This window comes from Aerococcus suis (assembly GCF_900176325.1).
Lineage (GTDB): Bacteria > Bacillota > Bacilli > Lactobacillales > Aerococcaceae > Aerococcus > Aerococcus suis.
Genome location: NZ_FWXK01000002.1, coordinates 82,362 through 99,037, shown reverse-complemented (window position 1 = coordinate 99,037; position 16,676 = coordinate 82,362). Strand labels below are relative to the sequence as shown.

Here is a 16,676-nt window from a genome sequence, read left to right as displayed (position 1 = left end):
TTAATTAAGTAAAATAGGGACCAATCAAATGGCCCCTTATTGTCGCACATAACATTTAACTGAAGAAACGTAAAATATCATTCCATGTCACAGCAATCATTAGAATGAACACAAGAACGACACCTATCACGTTAATATAACCTTCTACCCTCGGACTTAATGGTTTTCCTCGAATAAGTTCAATTATATTTAGGACGAGTTTACCTCCATCTAAAGCAGGAATTGGTAATAAATTGACAATTCCTAAATTAACACTTAAGGCACCTAACCAAGAGAGTAATCCAGTGACGCCTAAACTAACCACTTGAGACGTCGCTTGATACATATAAACAGGACCTCCAAAGTTATTAATATCAAAGCCTGTTTTAAACATAGATATTAACACCGCAAAAACTGCAGCTACAATTTGCCAAGCTAATACAAAGCCATTTCCTATTACCTTAATTGGATTTAACGTTCGTTTAGGCATAACACCAATTTTAGCGACTTTTTTATTTTCACCAGCATCGACACCTTCTGGCGTAAGTTGCAAGTCACGCGTTTGATTATCACGTTTAATCGTCACTGTAATTTTCTCGTCACTATGAGGTTCAATGGCTTTACCCATAGCCTCAAAGCTTAAAATATTTTCATCATTAATCGCAATAATTTCATCATCCGCTTTAATCCCACTCTCGGCAGCTGGTGAATTGGGTTGAACGTCACCAATAATATTACTATTAGTTGGAACGCCTCCTTGAACGAAACCTAAGATAATAAACGCAACAATGGCTAAAATAAAATTATTCATAGGTCCAGCAAAATTTGTCATTAAACGATGACCAATACTTGCTGATTGATATTGTCGATGTCTTGGAGCGACTTTTAATTTAGTCCCATCAGGTTCGATAAAAAAAGCTTTTTCACTGACTGAGAATCGTCTAGGCTGACTTTCACCGAAAGGGATTCCTTCTATAAACATTTGATCTTCTAAATCCGCATCAATAACTTCTAAAGGTAATCCAGAAAAGTTTTGTTCTTCTTCAACAGTCGAGATAGATTGAACCGTCTCATTTTTATCCGTCTCAATCACGACTTGCATGCCTTTAGCTAAACTATCCTCAGTTTCTTCCAATCCAGCCATACGGACGTAACCACCTATTGGTAACAACCGTATCGTATAAGTTGTTTCGTCTCCTTCATAATGATAAATTTTAGGACCCATACCAATAGCAAACTCACGAACTAAAATTCCTGCGCGTTTAGCAAAAAAGTAATGACCAAATTCATGCACAATCACTATTATGGAAAAAATTAAAATAAATGCGATTATCGCTTGCATAACGATTCCTCACTTCTAAAAGAATGAAATAATAAAATAGAACATTGGTAATGCGATTAGCATGTTATCAAAACGATCTAACAAACCACCATGTCCTGGTAAAATCGTTCCGCTATCTTTCACACCATATGCTCGCTTGATTCCTGATTCTACCAAATCACCTAGTTGCCCTATAATACCAATTAACGTCACTAAAATAATATTTTGTAATAAGCTAATACCAAAGAAATTATCAAAGTATAAAATGATACTACTTAAAATAAAAGCACCAACGATACCTCCAATTGATCCTTCGATGGTTTTATTCGGTGATATTTCAGGTGCCAATTTATTTTTCCCGATTAACCGGCCAACAATATAGGCAAAGCTATCATTTCCCCATATGATGACTAAAACAAAGAGTAACGGTAGTAAGCCGTAGTTACGAGTTTCAATTAAAAAATGATAACCGCGACCTACATATAAAGCAGCTAAAGATAATGTCCCCGCTTGTTCAAATTTCACTCGATCAGGAACAAACACTGAAATAAAAAGTAATATCATAGCTCCTGCATAAAAAAGAATCATTTGATTGATTTCATTAGAAAATAAAGTTAAAACGCGACTAGGAAGAATGACTAATACCATAATAATAACCGTTACTAAAGTTTCAAACCGCCATAATGGTTGTCCAACAACTCGTAGTAACTCTAACAAGGTAATAATTCCCATTACCATTACTAATAATTCAAAAGGCAATCCTCCAATAAATAATAGTGGAAGAAAGATAGCCAAGGCAACAATCGCTGTAATTACACGTTGAAACATATTGTCACCTCCCTATTCATCGGTTTCAATTTGTTCTCCAGTTTTCCCATATCGCCGTTGCCGATGTTGATATTCTCCAATACAAGCTTTGAATACCTCTTCATCAAAATCTGGCCATTTAGTATCGACAAACAACATTTCACTATAAGCTAGCTCCCATAGGAGATAATTGCTTAAACGAACTTCTCCACTTGAACGAATCAAAAAGTCAGGGTCTGATAACTCACCTAGATGACCAGTTGCTAGATGTTTTGCGAATAACGCTTCATCAATTTGTTCAGTCGTTAATTTTCCTGACTGAACATCATCGACGATTGCTTTGGTTGCTTCAACGATGTCATGGCGGCTCCCATAATTGAATGCGACATTCACAATTAAACCAGTATTATCATGGGTTTTTTCAATCGCATTTTTTATATATTTTTGGGTTACTTTAGGAACGCCATCTAATGACCCAGTTAAGCGAACTTGTACATTATTTTTCATTAAATCGGGTAATACATCATCGTTTAATGATTTCGGTAAAGTCATTAAATAATTCACTTCACTTAGTGGGCGTTTCCAGTTTTCAGTTGAAAAAGCATAAGCCGTCACAACTTTAACTCCCATTTTATGGGCTGCAATCGCCACTCGACGTAATGCCATTAACCCTTCATAATGGCCTTCTGTCCGTTTCTTGCCACGTTCTTGAGCCCATCGTCCATTACCATCCATAATCACAGCAACGTGCTTTGGTACTGATAGATTTTCATTAAAAGTATACTTAGCTTTCATATTTTTCCCTCCGAAAATACTCTTTTCATTGTATCAAAGAATAGGCTCAAAACATACTCATTTACTAAATTTTAACGCATTTGCATGATTAGACAAAAGAAAAAGGAACCTAACTCACCTGTTAGATTCCTTCGACAAGCATAGATTATTAAACATTTAAAATTTCATTTTCTTTTGCTTGTGCTAATTCTTCCATATTTGCAATAGAAGCATCCGTTAATTTTTGAATATCATCTTCATAGCTACGAACATCATCTTCAGTAATTTCTTTAGCTTTTTGAGCTTTTTTTACTTCATCGATGGCATCACGACGAATATTACGAACCGCAACTTTACCATCTTCTAAGTTTTTATTTACACGTTTTGTCAATTCTTGGCGACGTTCTTGAGTTAAAGCTGGGATTGTCAAACGAATAACTGATCCATCATTTGTTGGTGGAATACCTAAATCTGACATTTGAATTGCTTTATCAATTTCACCTAATGATCCTTTATCATAAGGGGTAATCATTAACATACGAGGTTCAGGGGTAGAGATGGTTGCTAATTGATTTAACGGAGTAGGAACTCCATAATATTCCACATTAATACCATCTAATAGGCTGGCATTGGCAACCCCTGCACGAATACGATTTAATTCGCGTTGAAGAGACTCTTCACTTTTAGCCATTCGTGCTTTTGTATCTTTTAAAATTGTGTCAATTGCCATATTATGACTCCTTATCTGTAATTGTTGTTCCGATATCTTCTCCGAGAACAACGCGTTTAATATTGCCAGACTCGTTTAAATTAAAGACAACCAATGGAATATGATTATCCATACTTAATGAGCTAGCAGTTGAATCCATTACTTGTAATCCTTTTTGAATAATATCTAAATGCGTTAGATTGCTATATTTTTCAGCTGTTTCATCACTACGAGGATCAGCTGAATAAACGCCATCAACGCCATTTTTGGCCATTAAAATCACATTCGCCTCAATTTCAGCAGCTCGTAAAGCAGATGTGGTATCGGTAGAGAAGTATGGATTACCTGTTCCGGCAGCGAAAATCACGACACGTCCTTTTTCTAGATGACGTTCGGCTTTGCGTCGAATATACGGCTCAGCAATTTGACGCATCTCAATTGAGGTTTGCACACGAGTGGGAACGCCTATATTTTCTAAGACGTCTTGTAAGCCCAACGCATTCATAATTGTCGCTAACATTCCCATATAATCAGCTTGGGCACGTTCCATACCCATTTCTTCACCAGTAACGCCACGCCAAATGTTTCCACCACCACATACAATAGCGATTTCAACACCTAAATCATGAACATCTTTTATTTCTTGGGCGACATTTTTCATTGTATCCGGGTCAATACCAAAACCTTTTGGTCCAGCTAAGGCTTCACCACTTAATTTTAGTACGACACGCTTATATTTTGGTTCTACCATATGATAACTCCTTACAAAAAAGGTTGGGAACGGTCATTCATCCCCAACCTTACTATTGAATGAATGTCTCATCCATTAATCTAATGAAATTATTTACCCATTTGACTTGCTACTTCGTCTGCAAAGTTTTCTTCACGTTTTTCCATACCTTCGCCGACTTCGTAACGTACAAATTGTTCAACTTTAGTGTCTTTAGATGCGGCAAATTCACCAACAGTTTGACTGTCATCTAGTAAGAATTTTTGATCAACTAAGCAAATTTCTGCAAAGTATTTTTTCAAACGTCCAGCAATCATTTTTTCAACGATTTTTTCTGGTTTACCTTCATTTAAAGCTTGTTCAGTTAATACTTGTTTTTCATGTTCACGTTTTTCTTCAGGAACATCGTCTTCATTTAAGTATTGAGGTTTCATACCACCAACGTGCATAGCAACTTGTTGAGCAACTTCATCATTGTTACCATCAAGTAATACTAATACAGAAATACGTCCACCTTGGTGAACATATTCACCGAATGATTGATCGTCTGATTTAGTAATTGTTTCAAAACGACGTAATGAAATTTTTTCTCCGATAACTGAAGTCGCTTCTTTTAAGAAGTTTTGTAATGATTTACCATCCATATCAATTTCATATGCGGCTTCTAAGTCAGCAGGTTTATTAACTAAGATTGCATTCGCAATTTTATCTAAAACATCGATAAATTGATCGTTTTTAGCAACAAAGTCAGTTTCTGAGTTTACTTCAACGATTGCTGCATCATTACCATCGATAGCAACTTTAGTTAATCCTTCAGCAGCGATACGGTTAGCTTTTTTGTCGGCTTTTGCTAAACCATTTTCACGTAAGTAGTCAACTGCTTTATCCATGTCACCGTCAACTGCAACTAAAGCTTTTTTCGCTTCCATCATTCCAACGCCTGTACGATCACGTAATTCTTTAACTTCTTTAGCTGATACTGCCATTTGCATTCATTCCTCCTAGAATCTTCATGTCTTAATAAAAGGCTATCCCATAAGTAAAGCTTCCTAGCTCCTAATACTTATCAGATAGCCAACTACTTAAGTCTTATTTTACGCTATTCGCGTATATACTTCAACTATGGTATCGCTTATTCTTCTACTTCTGAAGCGTCATCTAAAACAGCATCTGATTCAAAGTCTTCAGCTGTAATTGGTGCTTCCTCTTCTTCTTGAGCCCCTTGTTGACCTTCGATAACAGCGTCTGCCATTGTAGCTGATAATAATTTAACCGCACGAATAGCATCGTCATTTGAAGGGATAACAAAATCTACATCATCTGGGTCACAGTTAGTATCTACCATAGCAACTACAGGGATGTTTAATTTGCGAGCTTCAGCAATAGCGATAGCTTCTTTGCGTGGGTCGACAACGAACATAACATCAGGAATACGTGGCATTTCTTTAATACCACCTAATGATTTTTCTAAACGTTCGCGTTTTTTCATTAAGTCCATAACTTCTTTTTTAGGTAAAACATCAAATGTTCCGTCTTCTTCCATACGGTCGATGTCTTTAAGGTAAGCAATACGTTTTTGGATTGTTTCCCAGTTAGTTAACGTACCACCTAACCAACGATGGTTAACATAGTATTGACCAGCACGTTTTGCTTCATCAGCAATAGATTCTTGTGCTTGTTTTTTAGTACCTACGAATAAAACAACACCATCATTTTCAGCAACTTGACGAACATAGTTATAAGCTTTATCAACTAATTTAACAGTTTGTTGTAAGTCGATAATGTAGATTCCATTACGTTCTGTGAAAATGTAAGGAGCCATTTTAGGGTCCCAACGGCGTGTTTGGTGTCCAAAGTGAACACCTGCTTCTAATAATTGTTTCATGCTAATTACTGACATGTAAATTCCTCCATTTGGTTTATTTTCCGCCGCTACTTCTAAAAAACGCCACTCAATCATTGAGCACCTTGCGTTTTCATCCGTAACGTGTGAATTAGCTGTGCATGCGCACCCAATTAACTTACCATAAGACAAGTTAATTTGCAAGTTAATTTTTAATTCCTATAATTTGTTGTAAATCTTCCAGGCTTAATGATTGATTGATTCCTGATTCTCCCTCGGTAAAGACTTCATCGAATAGAATTCTTTTCTCTTCTTGTAGCTCAGCAATCCGTTGTTCGATTGTTCCCTCGGTAATAAAACGATATACCCGCACATCGTTCGTTTGTCCAATTCGATGAGCGCGTCCAATAGCTTGTTCTTCTACCGCAGGATTCCACCATAAATCATATAAAAATACCGTATCAGCCCCGGTTAAGTTTAATCCAACCCCACCGGCACGTAAAGAAATTAAGAACACTTGACGCTCTTGGCGATTAAATGCCGTCACTTGCTCTTGGCGAACTTGTTTTTTAGTCTGACCTGTTATTTTATAGTAAGCAATAGATTGGTCCTCTAAATAGTTTCCAATAATATCTAGCATACTGGTAAATTGAGAAAAGACCAGAACGGATTTCCCCGCATCTAAAGCTCTATCTAATGTTTCTTTAAAGTATTCAAATTTACCTGATGTTCCTGAGTAATCACTATCTATTAATTGTGGATGGCAGCATATTTGACGAAGTCGAGTAATTCCTGCTAATAAATCCATTTGAATATTAGATAACTGACTCGCTTGATCCATTTTATTCTTAATATCTTCCAAATAAGCCAAATAAATATTTTTTTGTTTAGCGTCAAGTGAAGCGTAGCGATCAGACACTTCTTTATCTGGTAAGTCCAATTGAACGTCTTGTTTAGTCCGTCTTAAAACAAATGGCGCTGTTAATTGTCTGATGTCACTCGTTGACAAATTTTGAAAAGTTTTAGCATCAGGCAATAATCCAGGAAGAATAATTCGCATCATGGCCCAAAATTCACTTAGATTATTTTCTAACGGTGTTCCTGATAATCCAATTCGCATTCCCGCTTTTTGTTTAGCTACTGATTGATATAATAATGTCCGCTCATTTTTTATTGCTTGGGCCTCATCTAAAATAAGCACATCAAAAAAGTCATCCTTGTAGGCTTCTTGATCATTTCGATAACTTTGATAAGACGTTAACATAATATTTCCAGCATTTTCACGTAACGTTTCGCGCTCTTCAATTGAACCATCAATAACAGTTACTGGAATTTTAGGAGCGAAGCGATTAAATTCATGCTTCCAATTATACAATACGGAAGCTGGCGTAATAATCAGACATTTTAACTTCTGATTGGAATTCCAAGCATCTAAAACATACCCAATCGTTTGGACAGTTTTCCCTAGTCCCATCTCATCCGCTAATAAGCCTCCTAGTTGGTATCGACTCAAAGCTTTTAACCACTTAACTGCCTCTAGTTGATAATGGGATAATGTCGTCTTCAAACCAGCTAAATCCACATCAATATAATCATTATAATGAATAATTTCATCATAAAATCGTTGAAAGTCAGCTTGATCTTGAAGCTCACTAGCGAATCGCAATGTTTGATAAATTGGAATTTTATCGCCTGACTTAACTTCCCCATTTTGCTGATAAAGATGTTGAACTAATTCTTCTTGCTCTTCAGGTAAAACATTTGAAACATCTACAATGCGACCATCACTCAATTGATAGTAAGTTTCACGGTTAACAATTGCTTCTAATATTCGGTCAACTTCTTGTGACTCTACATCTTCAATATTAAAATTAATGGTCAAATAACGATTAGTCGTTCCACGATTTAGTTCAAGTTCTCCATTAAGCTCATGCTCATCTAGTCCTGCTAACTTATCTTTGAATGTCCATTGCCAACCGTGTGGTAATGAATGCGTCAATTTTTTAATAAAGTGAACCGCTTCAGTTACTGATGGAAATTTTTGTGAATAGTGATTATTCTCATATGAAAAATGCAAACGATTCATCCAACGTTCACGTTTTATTTCGGTCGTCACATCTCGTAATATAATGGGGTCTTCATCACTTATTGTTAATTGATGAGGTCGATATGCTACTTGAGTCCCATAATGATGAATCAATTCAACTTGCAATGTTTGCTGTGTTAAATCAGCAATAAGTTCTGTCACTAATTTCTCTTGTTGTATATTTACTATTTCAGCAAAATTAATTTCTGGTTGAATTTTTCGGAATAAATATCCAAAATTCATAATCAATTCTTTTGCCTGATCAATATCTATTTCAAGTTCAAATTGATGCTCAACAATTTGGTTATACAACGCACTCATTGCTTGAAAGTCTTGTTTAGTTAAGCCAACCTGGTACACCTCTTGATTGATTGCAACAATTCCATAATGTTTAAACCAATGAATATTCGGATTAAATTTAAATATTATCTTTTGATTTTGTTTAGAAATTGTAAGAAAATTTGATGGCTGCTGACGATTAAAATGAACACTTTCATTATCAATCAACCATTGCAATTCAAATGGCGTATCCTCGTGATAAGTTAATAACGTTTGAATTTGTTCACGGTTTAAATAATAACGTTGTTTCAAGTGACGACTATCAGGGGTGTGAAGAGATTTCATATGTTTTTCTCGATCAAACATATAAGATTGTGCGAGCTGGCTAAGAAATTCATAGGTTGCTTTAGAAAAGGTTACAGGACTTAACCAAATAGTCTCTCTTTCACGATTAGGAAGAGTATATAATCCATGATTTTCTAAACAATTGAAAAACTCTGACAAATCAGATACGTAATATTGGCGATGATAACCAATTTTTAACCTTAAATAAAAAATATTGGAAAAGTCTGTTTGATAATATTGTGTTCCTTCGTTTTGGACTTCAACAACAATATTTAATGGAGAAAGCTGTGGTGCTTCAATCGTTTCATCAGGTTCTCCTAAAATATCTTGTTTAAACTCTTCCATTAAAACCGTCATTAAGGCATCTTCATCCGCTGTTTCTGGGAATCTTTTTAGTTCATTATTGAATTTAAAAACTCGTGTCATATCCAACTCACGTAAAAAAAGCTCAGTCGCCACTGTATGCCGGCAATACCCTTTTTTCTCCCAAACGTCACATTGACAGACATCTTCTTCTTTACCCGTACCATCTAAAATGACTTTATACGTTTTATCATCCACGACTTCTGAGCGCCAGACCGTTTCTGTTTCATCTGGAACCAATTTTATAATTCGTTCATCATTTACTAACTGATGCGCCTCATCAATAATTTTACTTGAAATACTCCACTTCATGACTACACCCCATTGTTTAGCGTTTTCAGTATTCTACTATTATAACATAAGTCATCTTTTGACACCTAAATCAGCGTTTTAAAAAAGAAGATGGCAAAAACCATCTTCTTTAAAGATTGGATTATTCGGTTCGTAAAGCAGTTACCGGATCTTTTTTCGCAGCTGAACGAGCGGGATACAGACCACCAATGACTGTAATAATGGTTGCTAATACAATAAGAGCAATGACTGCTTTCCAACCTAAGTAGGCTGATATTTCTGGATGGTTAAAGACATGATGAATCACATAATTAGCTGTAAAAATCACTAAATAAGAAATTCCCACACCGACAGCTCCAGAAGTAATTCCAATTAATAAGTTTTCAGCAACAAACATTGTTGTCGTATTTCGTTTGCTTGCCCCTAAAGCACGTAATACACCGATTTCTTTCGTTCGTTCTTGAACAGAAATATAAGTAATAATGCCAATCATAATCGCTGATACAATTAATGAAATAGACACGAATCCGATTAAAACATAAGCAATAACATTAATAATAGAGGCGATGGAAGTCGTTAATAAACCGACAAAATCCGTATAGGTAATTTCTTTTCCGTCTTTCGCTTCATCATTATACCGCTCAATAGCATCAGATAATTGATCTTTTTGATCAAATGAATCGGTATAGATATCTATACTTTCAGGTTGATCATCATGAATAGCACCAAAGTTTTTCATATTGTCTTCATAATTATAATCGGCTAATTCATCATGATAAACTTGGATGAAATCGTCTTTAGATGCTTGATTATCCACCCATTCGTCAAATAATCCAATGAGTGGACTATTCTTAACATCATCTTCCTCATCATCCGCTTGTAACATAGATAAATCCATAGCATTGGCGGAATCATTAGCTGTATGATTAGCCTCTTCATTGTCACCTACATACTTGAAATAAGCCATAACTTTTTCAGTATCAGTAAGGTTTTCTAAGTAATCCTTCCCTTGTTCTGCTTTTTCATTATCATCTTTCGCTTCAAACGGTAATCCAGTCAAAACATTTGTGTCAACATTTTCTGACTGTTGCTTAACAACGGAACTATTATTTGTCACTTGCTTAAATTCATCTGTTAAATCTGACGTATAAGCAATTGGCCCTCTAACAGGACCAGCTGAATCGGTTTCTTTAGGTGCAATAATCCCACTGATTTCTAATTCAATACCATCTGATTTTATTTTATCTTTATTGGGTAACTCGTCCTCGCGTTCAAAAGTTTGATTTGATTGTTTCGTATAATTCATCGCTTCAGGATAGAGATAATATTTATGTCCTATCACTTCATCACTACTATAGCGTGGCCCTTTAACCTCATCTCCTGAATCAATCGTCGAGTTCAAATCATCATACTCGCTTTTTGTCATTAAACCAATCGAAACCGCATCTTCAGGTAATAATGAATAATCAGGAAGTAAAATTAACACCACTTGATTTGCTTGAGATGGCCATTGACCATCTACTAAATCATAGGTATCTTTAATCATCGGACTAATAACCGCATCACTTGATGATGTTAATTGATTAAAGTATTTTCCATTTTCATCCTGGTTAGTAAAGTCAAATGAAAACTGATTACTTTGCTTATCATCATCCATGACCGTATCAGTATCAATCCACTGATTATCTTCATCTTCAGTAAATGCCTTAAATTTTAATGGATAGGTATAATTCACACCATTTTTCCCAATAGCTTCTTGGATACCGTTATCCTTCTCTAAAAATGATTTAAATGATTTTAAATCATTCTCCTGCAACCCTGCATTAAATTGTTGTTCAGCTTCTAATCCCATCGTTGAGATACGGACATCACTAAATCCTTTGTTAGCTTCTTCTTCAAACTCTTTCGAAAAAGATTCCCCCATATTAACAAAGGAAGAAATATCCATTTCTTCTGAATTAATAGTTAAAGGGTATGAAGCTAACGTGTCTTCTTGAACATCAGTAATATACTGACTGACACCATTCGTTAACGCTAAAATAAGGGCAATTCCAATAATCCCTATCGAACCCGCAAAAGCAGTTAATAGTGTTCGTGCTTTTTTGTCCCATAAATTATTAAAACTCAATCCTAAAGCCGTCAAAAATGACATTCCTGACTGTTTTTTAGGGGGATTACCTGCTAAATGCTGCTTGATTTCATAAGGGTCTGAGTCAGCAGTGATGACCCCATCATGAAGCTGAACAATCCGAGTAGAATAATTATGAGCCAGTTCAGGATCATGGGTTACCATAATGACTAATCGGTCTTTAGCCACCTGTTGTAATAAATCCATAATTGCTGTCGACGTCTTAGAATCAAGTGCTCCAGTCGGTTCATCAGCTAAGATTATTTCAGGATCATTGACTAGAGCTCTCGCAATTGCAACCCGTTGCATTTGTCCTCCCGACAACTGATTAGGCTTTTTGTGAATATGGTCACCCAACCCAACCTCTTCTAAAGCTTTGGTTGCTTTAGTTTTTTGCTCGCTTTTTGATAAGCCACCTAGCTTTAGAGCTAAAATAACATTATTCAGCACTGATTGATGGGGAATTAAATTATAAGATTGGAAAACAAAACCGATGGAGTAATTACGATAGGTATCCCAATCACGATTAGAATAATCTTTTGTTGATTGACCATCAATCAGTAAATCCCCACTATCATATTGATCCAAACCACCAATAATATTTAATAATGTTGTTTTCCCTGATCCTGATGGTCCCAAAATAGAAACAAATTCATTTTGACGGAAGGAAAGAGAGACATCATCTAATGCTTTCTGAGTAAAATTACCTGTCGTATATGATTTCGCAATATTTTTTAACTCTAACATTTATTTAGCCTTTCTAGCTTCATACTCTGCACGCATTTTTTCAACATCATAAGTATACTCGGGATCTAATTGCGCATCATTTTCAGCAAATGATTCAGCAATTTCTTGACTAACTATTTTCATATCATCTTTTGTTAAACGTTTTCCGTCAGGAAGAGCAATGGGTTTTCCTACCCGACATTTCACCCGATTCGCTTTTTTGTGACTAAAAAGACCAGAAATTTTAATTGGTCCTTGATAAGTGACCGGTAATAAGTCAACATTACCCATTTTGGCAATTTTTCCTGATCCTGGTTTAATTTCATCAGAAAATCGTGAGCCAGTTGGGAAAATTCCCACATGCTTGTCTCCGTCTTTTAATACTCGAACAGCATTTTTTATTGTACTGACACCTGGTTTATCACGATCAACAGGGATAACATTTACTGAATTGAAAACCCAAGACATAAATTTATTACTAAACAACTCTTTTTTTCCAATATAAGCGACTTGCTTAGGATAAAGTGCTTTAGCGATAATAATAGGATCCAGCAGACTGCGATGAGGAGCCACTACGACATATGTCGCATCTGGGTTATAATCTTCATGATATTCAAAATGTCCCTTCCCATTGACGATGCGAATGAGGCCACGAATTATCCAAAGTAAAAATTTATATAACATAGGTCACCTTCTATTCATCTTTTTGGTAAGTTTGTAATTGATACATATCGTGATAAGTTCCTCCAGCTGCAATCAATTCATCATGAGTTCCTGACTCAATAATTTCACCATGTCGTAAAACTAAAATTTTATCCGCATCTTTAATCGTTGAGAGACGATGAGCAATAATAATCGTTGTTCGACCACGACGCATATTATCTAAACCAGATTGAATTTTTTGTTCAGTAGCGGTATCAATATTAGCTGTCGCTTCATCTAAGATTAATATTTTAGGTTCGCGAATAATCGTTCGCGCAAAACTAATTAATTGATTTTGCCCCGTAGAAAACGCATCTCCACCTTCAATGACTCGAGCATGGTAATTACCGTCAATCGCACGAATAAAGTCATCAGCTTTTACGAACTGAGCAGCTGCTTGAATATATTCATCATTATAATCTTTATGCAGTGTAATATTATTCGCAATATCTCCATAAAACATAAAACTATCTTGTAAAACTAATCCCATTTTAGCACGTAATTCTTCAATTGGAATCTCTTTAATGTCATGACCGTCAATCATTACCTTACCATGAGAAAACTCATAAAACCGCATAAGAACATTAATAATTGATGACTTACCTGATCCAGTTTGGCCAACTAATGCTAGAGTTTGACCGGGTTTAACATCAAAATTAATATTTTTTAATACAGATTTTTCACCATCATATGAGAATGATAGATCTCGAACACTAATTTCTCCGTCAGTGATATGAGCACTTGCTCCAGGTAAAGACGTAGGCGCCATTTCTTGGTAATTTAAAACTTCTTTAATTCGTGAACCGGAAACAATGCCATCTTGGAAAATACTTAAACTATCAATCATTTGACCTAAAGGATGGAAGAATGATTTAGAATAAGAAGTAAACGCATAGATAACTCCGATTTCAACAGAAGCATCTATGATTTGCTGACGACCTAAAACAAATAATACTAAAGCAAGTGCTGAAGCCTCAATTAGATTAATTGCTGGCATTAAAAGTAGAGCATCCATTTTAAACATTGCTTTTCTAGCAACGACATATTCTTGATTCACCGTATCAAATTCTGCCATCATTCGTTTTTCTTGAGCAAATGCTTGAATAATATTTATACCAGAAATCGACTCACTTAGTCGTGCATTTAATCGACTTAAGGATTCCCGCATTTGACTATAAATACGCGTACTATAGCGTTGATAAATATAGACTAACAATAAAATAATTGGTAGAAAAGCGGTAAACATTAACGCTAATTCCCAATCAAGAGTAAACATAGCAATACCCACAGCGATAACGTTAAACAAACCATTAAAAAGATTTAGGAAAACGTTCCAAAATTCAATAATTGTTTCAGTATCATTGGTTACTCTAGAAACAACGGTCCCATTGGGTACCTGATCAAAATAACGCATTCCAAGCTTAATAACATGATCAAATAATGTATCCCTAATATCTCCTACTGTTCGTTCCGAAGCCATTTGAAACAAATAATTTTGTACATATTCAAAAATAGATTTCAAAATGGTCAGTACTAAATAAAATAAGCTCACCCGGATGGTAATCATCAAAGTCGCATTACCCATTCGCAAGTAATTATCCATATATTGTTGAATAACAACAGGTAAGTAAGCTGCAATTCCGCTGACACCAGCCATAGCGATAAAAGACATTAAAAATTGTCCTCGATAGCCCTTCGTAAAAGCTATCAACATTTTAAAAATTTGCCACTGCTCTTTTAAAGAGAAAGAGGTTTTAGTTGTTGTTGTTTTCATCACTAATTTCCTCCTCACCTAACTTAGCTTGTAACTGTTGTTTATTATAGGTTTCTCGATACCAACCTGACTGATTAACAAGTTGACTATGAGTTCCTCTTTGAGAAACTTGACCATTATCCATCACAATTATTTCTTTAGCATGCATTACAGAACTTAAACGATGAGCCGCAATAATTGTGGTTTGTTCGTTTCGATAAGTTTTCAAATTAGCTAAAATACGTTCTTCAGTTTGTGCATCCACAGCAGACAAGGCATCATCTAAAATAAGATACTCTGGCTCCACCGCTAAAGCGCGAGCAATTGAGATCCGTTGTTTCTGTCCACCTGATAAAGAAACGCCTCGTTCCCCAACTTCAGTATCATAGCCTTCAGGAAATGACATAATATCATCATGAATATCTGCCAATTTAGCATACTTCTCAACTTCAGACTGTGGCAATTCTGGATTTGAAAACCGAATATTATCCCGAATAGTCGTTGAAAATAAGAAATTATCTTGTGGAACATATCCAAAAGCTTGTGACAGAGCTTGCAGTTGGTAATTTCGTAAATCAACGCCTCCATAAGTTATTTGGCCTTGATAATTATCGTATTGGCGGAGCATCAATTTAAACAACGTGGTTTTCCCACTACCAGTTTTACCGACAACTCCTAATGTTTCTCCAACTGGCAAATCAAAGTGAACGTTCTGAATATGATCGTCGCCATCTCCATCTGGATAAGCAAAATCTTCAATAGCAAAATGAATATCACCTGATACGGGACCTGATAAAGCATCTTCCTTTTCAACGACTGCTGACGTTTCTTCTAATAAGGCAGCGACACGGTCCCAACTCGCACTACCACGTTCTAGAGTGTTAACTAAATTACCTACAGCCAGTAATGGCCACGTCATATTTCCTAAATAAGAAAAGTAAGCAACCAAATCCCCAATTGAAATTCGTCCAGATTGGACAAAGAATGTCCCGACAAATAAAGTTAAAACATACGTTAAACCAATAATAATTTGATTAATTGGGTTATACCCAGATTCCAGAGTATAAACTTTTTTATTTGCTCGAATGATACCTTGAACATCATCCTGAAAATCTTGATTGAACTCTTTCTCTTCCCCAAAAGCTTTAACCACTTTCATTCCAGAGACAGTTTCTTGTACGCGATCATTTAGTCGTGAAAATGCTTCTAATGATTTTTTATAACTTCGATTCATTCGTTGCCCTAAATAACGCGAACTAATAATTAGTAATGGGAAAGGAATAATCGTTAATACTGTTAATTTCCAATCAATTAGGACTAGCATCGAGAAAATAGTAATGGCACTGATTGAAATGGAATCTGTTAGGGTCAAGATCCCACCACCTGCAACAAATCGTAAGGCAGCTAAGTCGTTAGTCGCATGAGCCATCAAATCTCCGGTACGATATTTATGGAAAAATGTATTATCCATTTGCGTAAAATGATGAAATAAGCGATTACGCATAATAGACTCTAGAATCGTTGAATTTCCAAAGATAGCCGAGCGCCATCCAAAACGTAAAACATACATAATTAATCCAAAAACTAAAATAATCCCAACTTGCATAAGAAGGGTTGACATTGTTAATTGTCCGCTAGCCATTTGGTCAATCACATTACCAACAATTTTAGGTGTGGCTGCCGTTAAAATGGCGCAAGTAATCAGAGCAGTTACACCAAAGAGATAAGACTTCCATCTTAGTTTGAAAAACCAACTCAGTTTTTTAAATATTGAAAACATAGTTTTCACCCCTCCAAGAAGAAAAATAAAGCCGAAACACAGGGTCTCGGCTTAAAAGAT

Annotated in this window: 12 protein-coding genes; all 12 read right to left on the bottom strand. The window is 35.7% G+C overall.

Translation table 11 applies throughout. The annotated features are described in order from the left end of the window. Positions 1-55: 55 nt before the first annotated feature. Positions 56-1,321, bottom strand: coding sequence for an RIP metalloprotease RseP (gene rseP, locus B8955_RS02205; protein ID WP_084098095.1), 1,266 nt, complete (start codon positions 1,319-1,321; stop codon positions 56-58). A 15-nt stretch (positions 1,322-1,336) separates the two neighbouring features. Beyond that, complete coding sequence (locus B8955_RS02200) at positions 1,337-2,128, bottom strand: phosphatidate cytidylyltransferase (RefSeq protein ID WP_084098093.1); 792 nt, start codon at positions 2,126-2,128, stop codon at positions 1,337-1,339. Positions 2,129-2,140: 12 nt separating this feature from the next. After that, on the bottom strand, positions 2,141-2,902 hold the full coding sequence (locus tag B8955_RS02195; protein ID WP_084098091.1) for an isoprenyl transferase: 762 nt from the start codon (positions 2,900-2,902) through the stop codon (positions 2,141-2,143). A gap of 148 nt (positions 2,903-3,050) precedes the next feature. Beyond that, positions 3,051-3,611, bottom strand: coding sequence for a ribosome recycling factor (gene frr / locus B8955_RS02190; RefSeq protein ID WP_084098089.1), 561 nt, complete (start codon positions 3,609-3,611; stop codon positions 3,051-3,053). Position 3,612: 1 nt separating this feature from the next. Continuing rightward, positions 3,613-4,341, bottom strand: a complete 729-nt coding sequence (pyrH, locus tag B8955_RS02185) for a UMP kinase (protein WP_084098087.1) — start codon at positions 4,339-4,341, stop codon at positions 3,613-3,615. Between the two features lie 89 nt (positions 4,342-4,430). Next, positions 4,431-5,306: a translation elongation factor Ts gene (tsf, locus tag B8955_RS02180; protein WP_084098505.1), complete on the bottom strand. Its 876-nt coding sequence runs from the start codon at positions 5,304-5,306 to the stop codon at positions 4,431-4,433. 146 nt (positions 5,307-5,452) lie between these two features. Beyond that, on the bottom strand, positions 5,453-6,220 hold the full coding sequence (rpsB, locus tag B8955_RS02175) for a 30S ribosomal protein S2 (protein ID WP_084098502.1): 768 nt from the start codon (positions 6,218-6,220) through the stop codon (positions 5,453-5,455). Between the two features lie 148 nt (positions 6,221-6,368). Beyond that, entirely contained in the window at positions 6,369-9,548 is a 3,180-nt protein-coding gene (locus tag B8955_RS02170; protein WP_084098085.1) for a DEAD/DEAH box helicase, read from the bottom strand. A 121-nt stretch (positions 9,549-9,669) separates the two neighbouring features. Continuing rightward, on the bottom strand, positions 9,670-12,402 hold the full coding sequence (locus B8955_RS02165) for an ABC transporter ATP-binding protein/permease (protein WP_084098083.1): 2,733 nt from the start codon (positions 12,400-12,402) through the stop codon (positions 9,670-9,672). Then, positions 12,403-13,065 carry a lysophospholipid acyltransferase family protein gene (locus tag B8955_RS02160; RefSeq protein WP_084098081.1) on the bottom strand — a complete coding sequence of 221 codons (663 nt, stop codon included), beginning with the start codon at positions 13,063-13,065 and terminating at the stop codon, positions 12,403-12,405. It lies immediately after the preceding gene. Positions 13,066-13,075: 10 nt separating this feature from the next. Then, positions 13,076-14,857: an ABC transporter ATP-binding protein gene (locus B8955_RS02155; RefSeq protein ID WP_084098079.1), complete on the bottom strand. Its 1,782-nt coding sequence runs from the start codon at positions 14,855-14,857 to the stop codon at positions 13,076-13,078. After that, positions 14,838-16,616, bottom strand: a complete 1,779-nt coding sequence (locus B8955_RS02150) for an ABC transporter ATP-binding protein (RefSeq protein WP_084098077.1) — start codon at positions 16,614-16,616, stop codon at positions 14,838-14,840. The genes B8955_RS02155 and B8955_RS02150 overlap by 20 nt, the downstream gene beginning before the upstream one ends. Between the last annotated feature and the right edge of the window lie 60 nt (positions 16,617-16,676).

What these genes read in the sequence shown, in the direction of transcription:
- B8955_RS02170 (WP_084098085.1), bottom strand. Translation starts at nt 9,548, where the DNA reads ATGAAGTGGAGTATTTCAAGTAAAATTATTGATGAGGCGCATCAGTTA.
- rseP (WP_084098095.1), bottom strand. Translation starts at nt 1,321, where the DNA reads ATGCAAGCGATAATCGCATTTATTTTAATTTTTTCCATAATAGTGATT.
- tsf (WP_084098505.1), bottom strand. Translation starts at nt 5,306, where the DNA reads ATGGCAGTATCAGCTAAAGAAGTTAAAGAATTACGTGATCGTACAGGC.
- B8955_RS02160 (WP_084098081.1), bottom strand. Translation starts at nt 13,065, where the DNA reads ATGTTATATAAATTTTTACTTTGGATAATTCGTGGCCTCATTCGCATC.
- frr (WP_084098089.1), bottom strand. Translation starts at nt 3,611, where the DNA reads ATGGCAATTGACACAATTTTAAAAGATACAAAAGCACGAATGGCTAAA.
- B8955_RS02155 (WP_084098079.1), bottom strand. Translation starts at nt 14,857, where the DNA reads ATGAAAACAACAACAACTAAAACCTCTTTCTCTTTAAAAGAGCAGTGG.
- B8955_RS02165 (WP_084098083.1), bottom strand. Translation starts at nt 12,402, where the DNA reads ATGTTAGAGTTAAAAAATATTGCGAAATCATATACGACAGGTAATTTT.
- B8955_RS02195 (WP_084098091.1), bottom strand. Translation starts at nt 2,902, where the DNA reads ATGAAAGCTAAGTATACTTTTAATGAAAATCTATCAGTACCAAAGCAC.
- B8955_RS02200 (WP_084098093.1), bottom strand. Translation starts at nt 2,128, where the DNA reads ATGTTTCAACGTGTAATTACAGCGATTGTTGCCTTGGCTATCTTTCTT.
- pyrH (WP_084098087.1), bottom strand. Translation starts at nt 4,341, where the DNA reads ATGGTAGAACCAAAATATAAGCGTGTCGTACTAAAATTAAGTGGTGAA.
- rpsB (WP_084098502.1), bottom strand. Translation starts at nt 6,220, where the DNA reads ATGTCAGTAATTAGCATGAAACAATTATTAGAAGCAGGTGTTCACTTT.
- B8955_RS02150 (WP_084098077.1), bottom strand. Translation starts at nt 16,616, where the DNA reads ATGTTTTCAATATTTAAAAAACTGAGTTGGTTTTTCAAACTAAGATGG.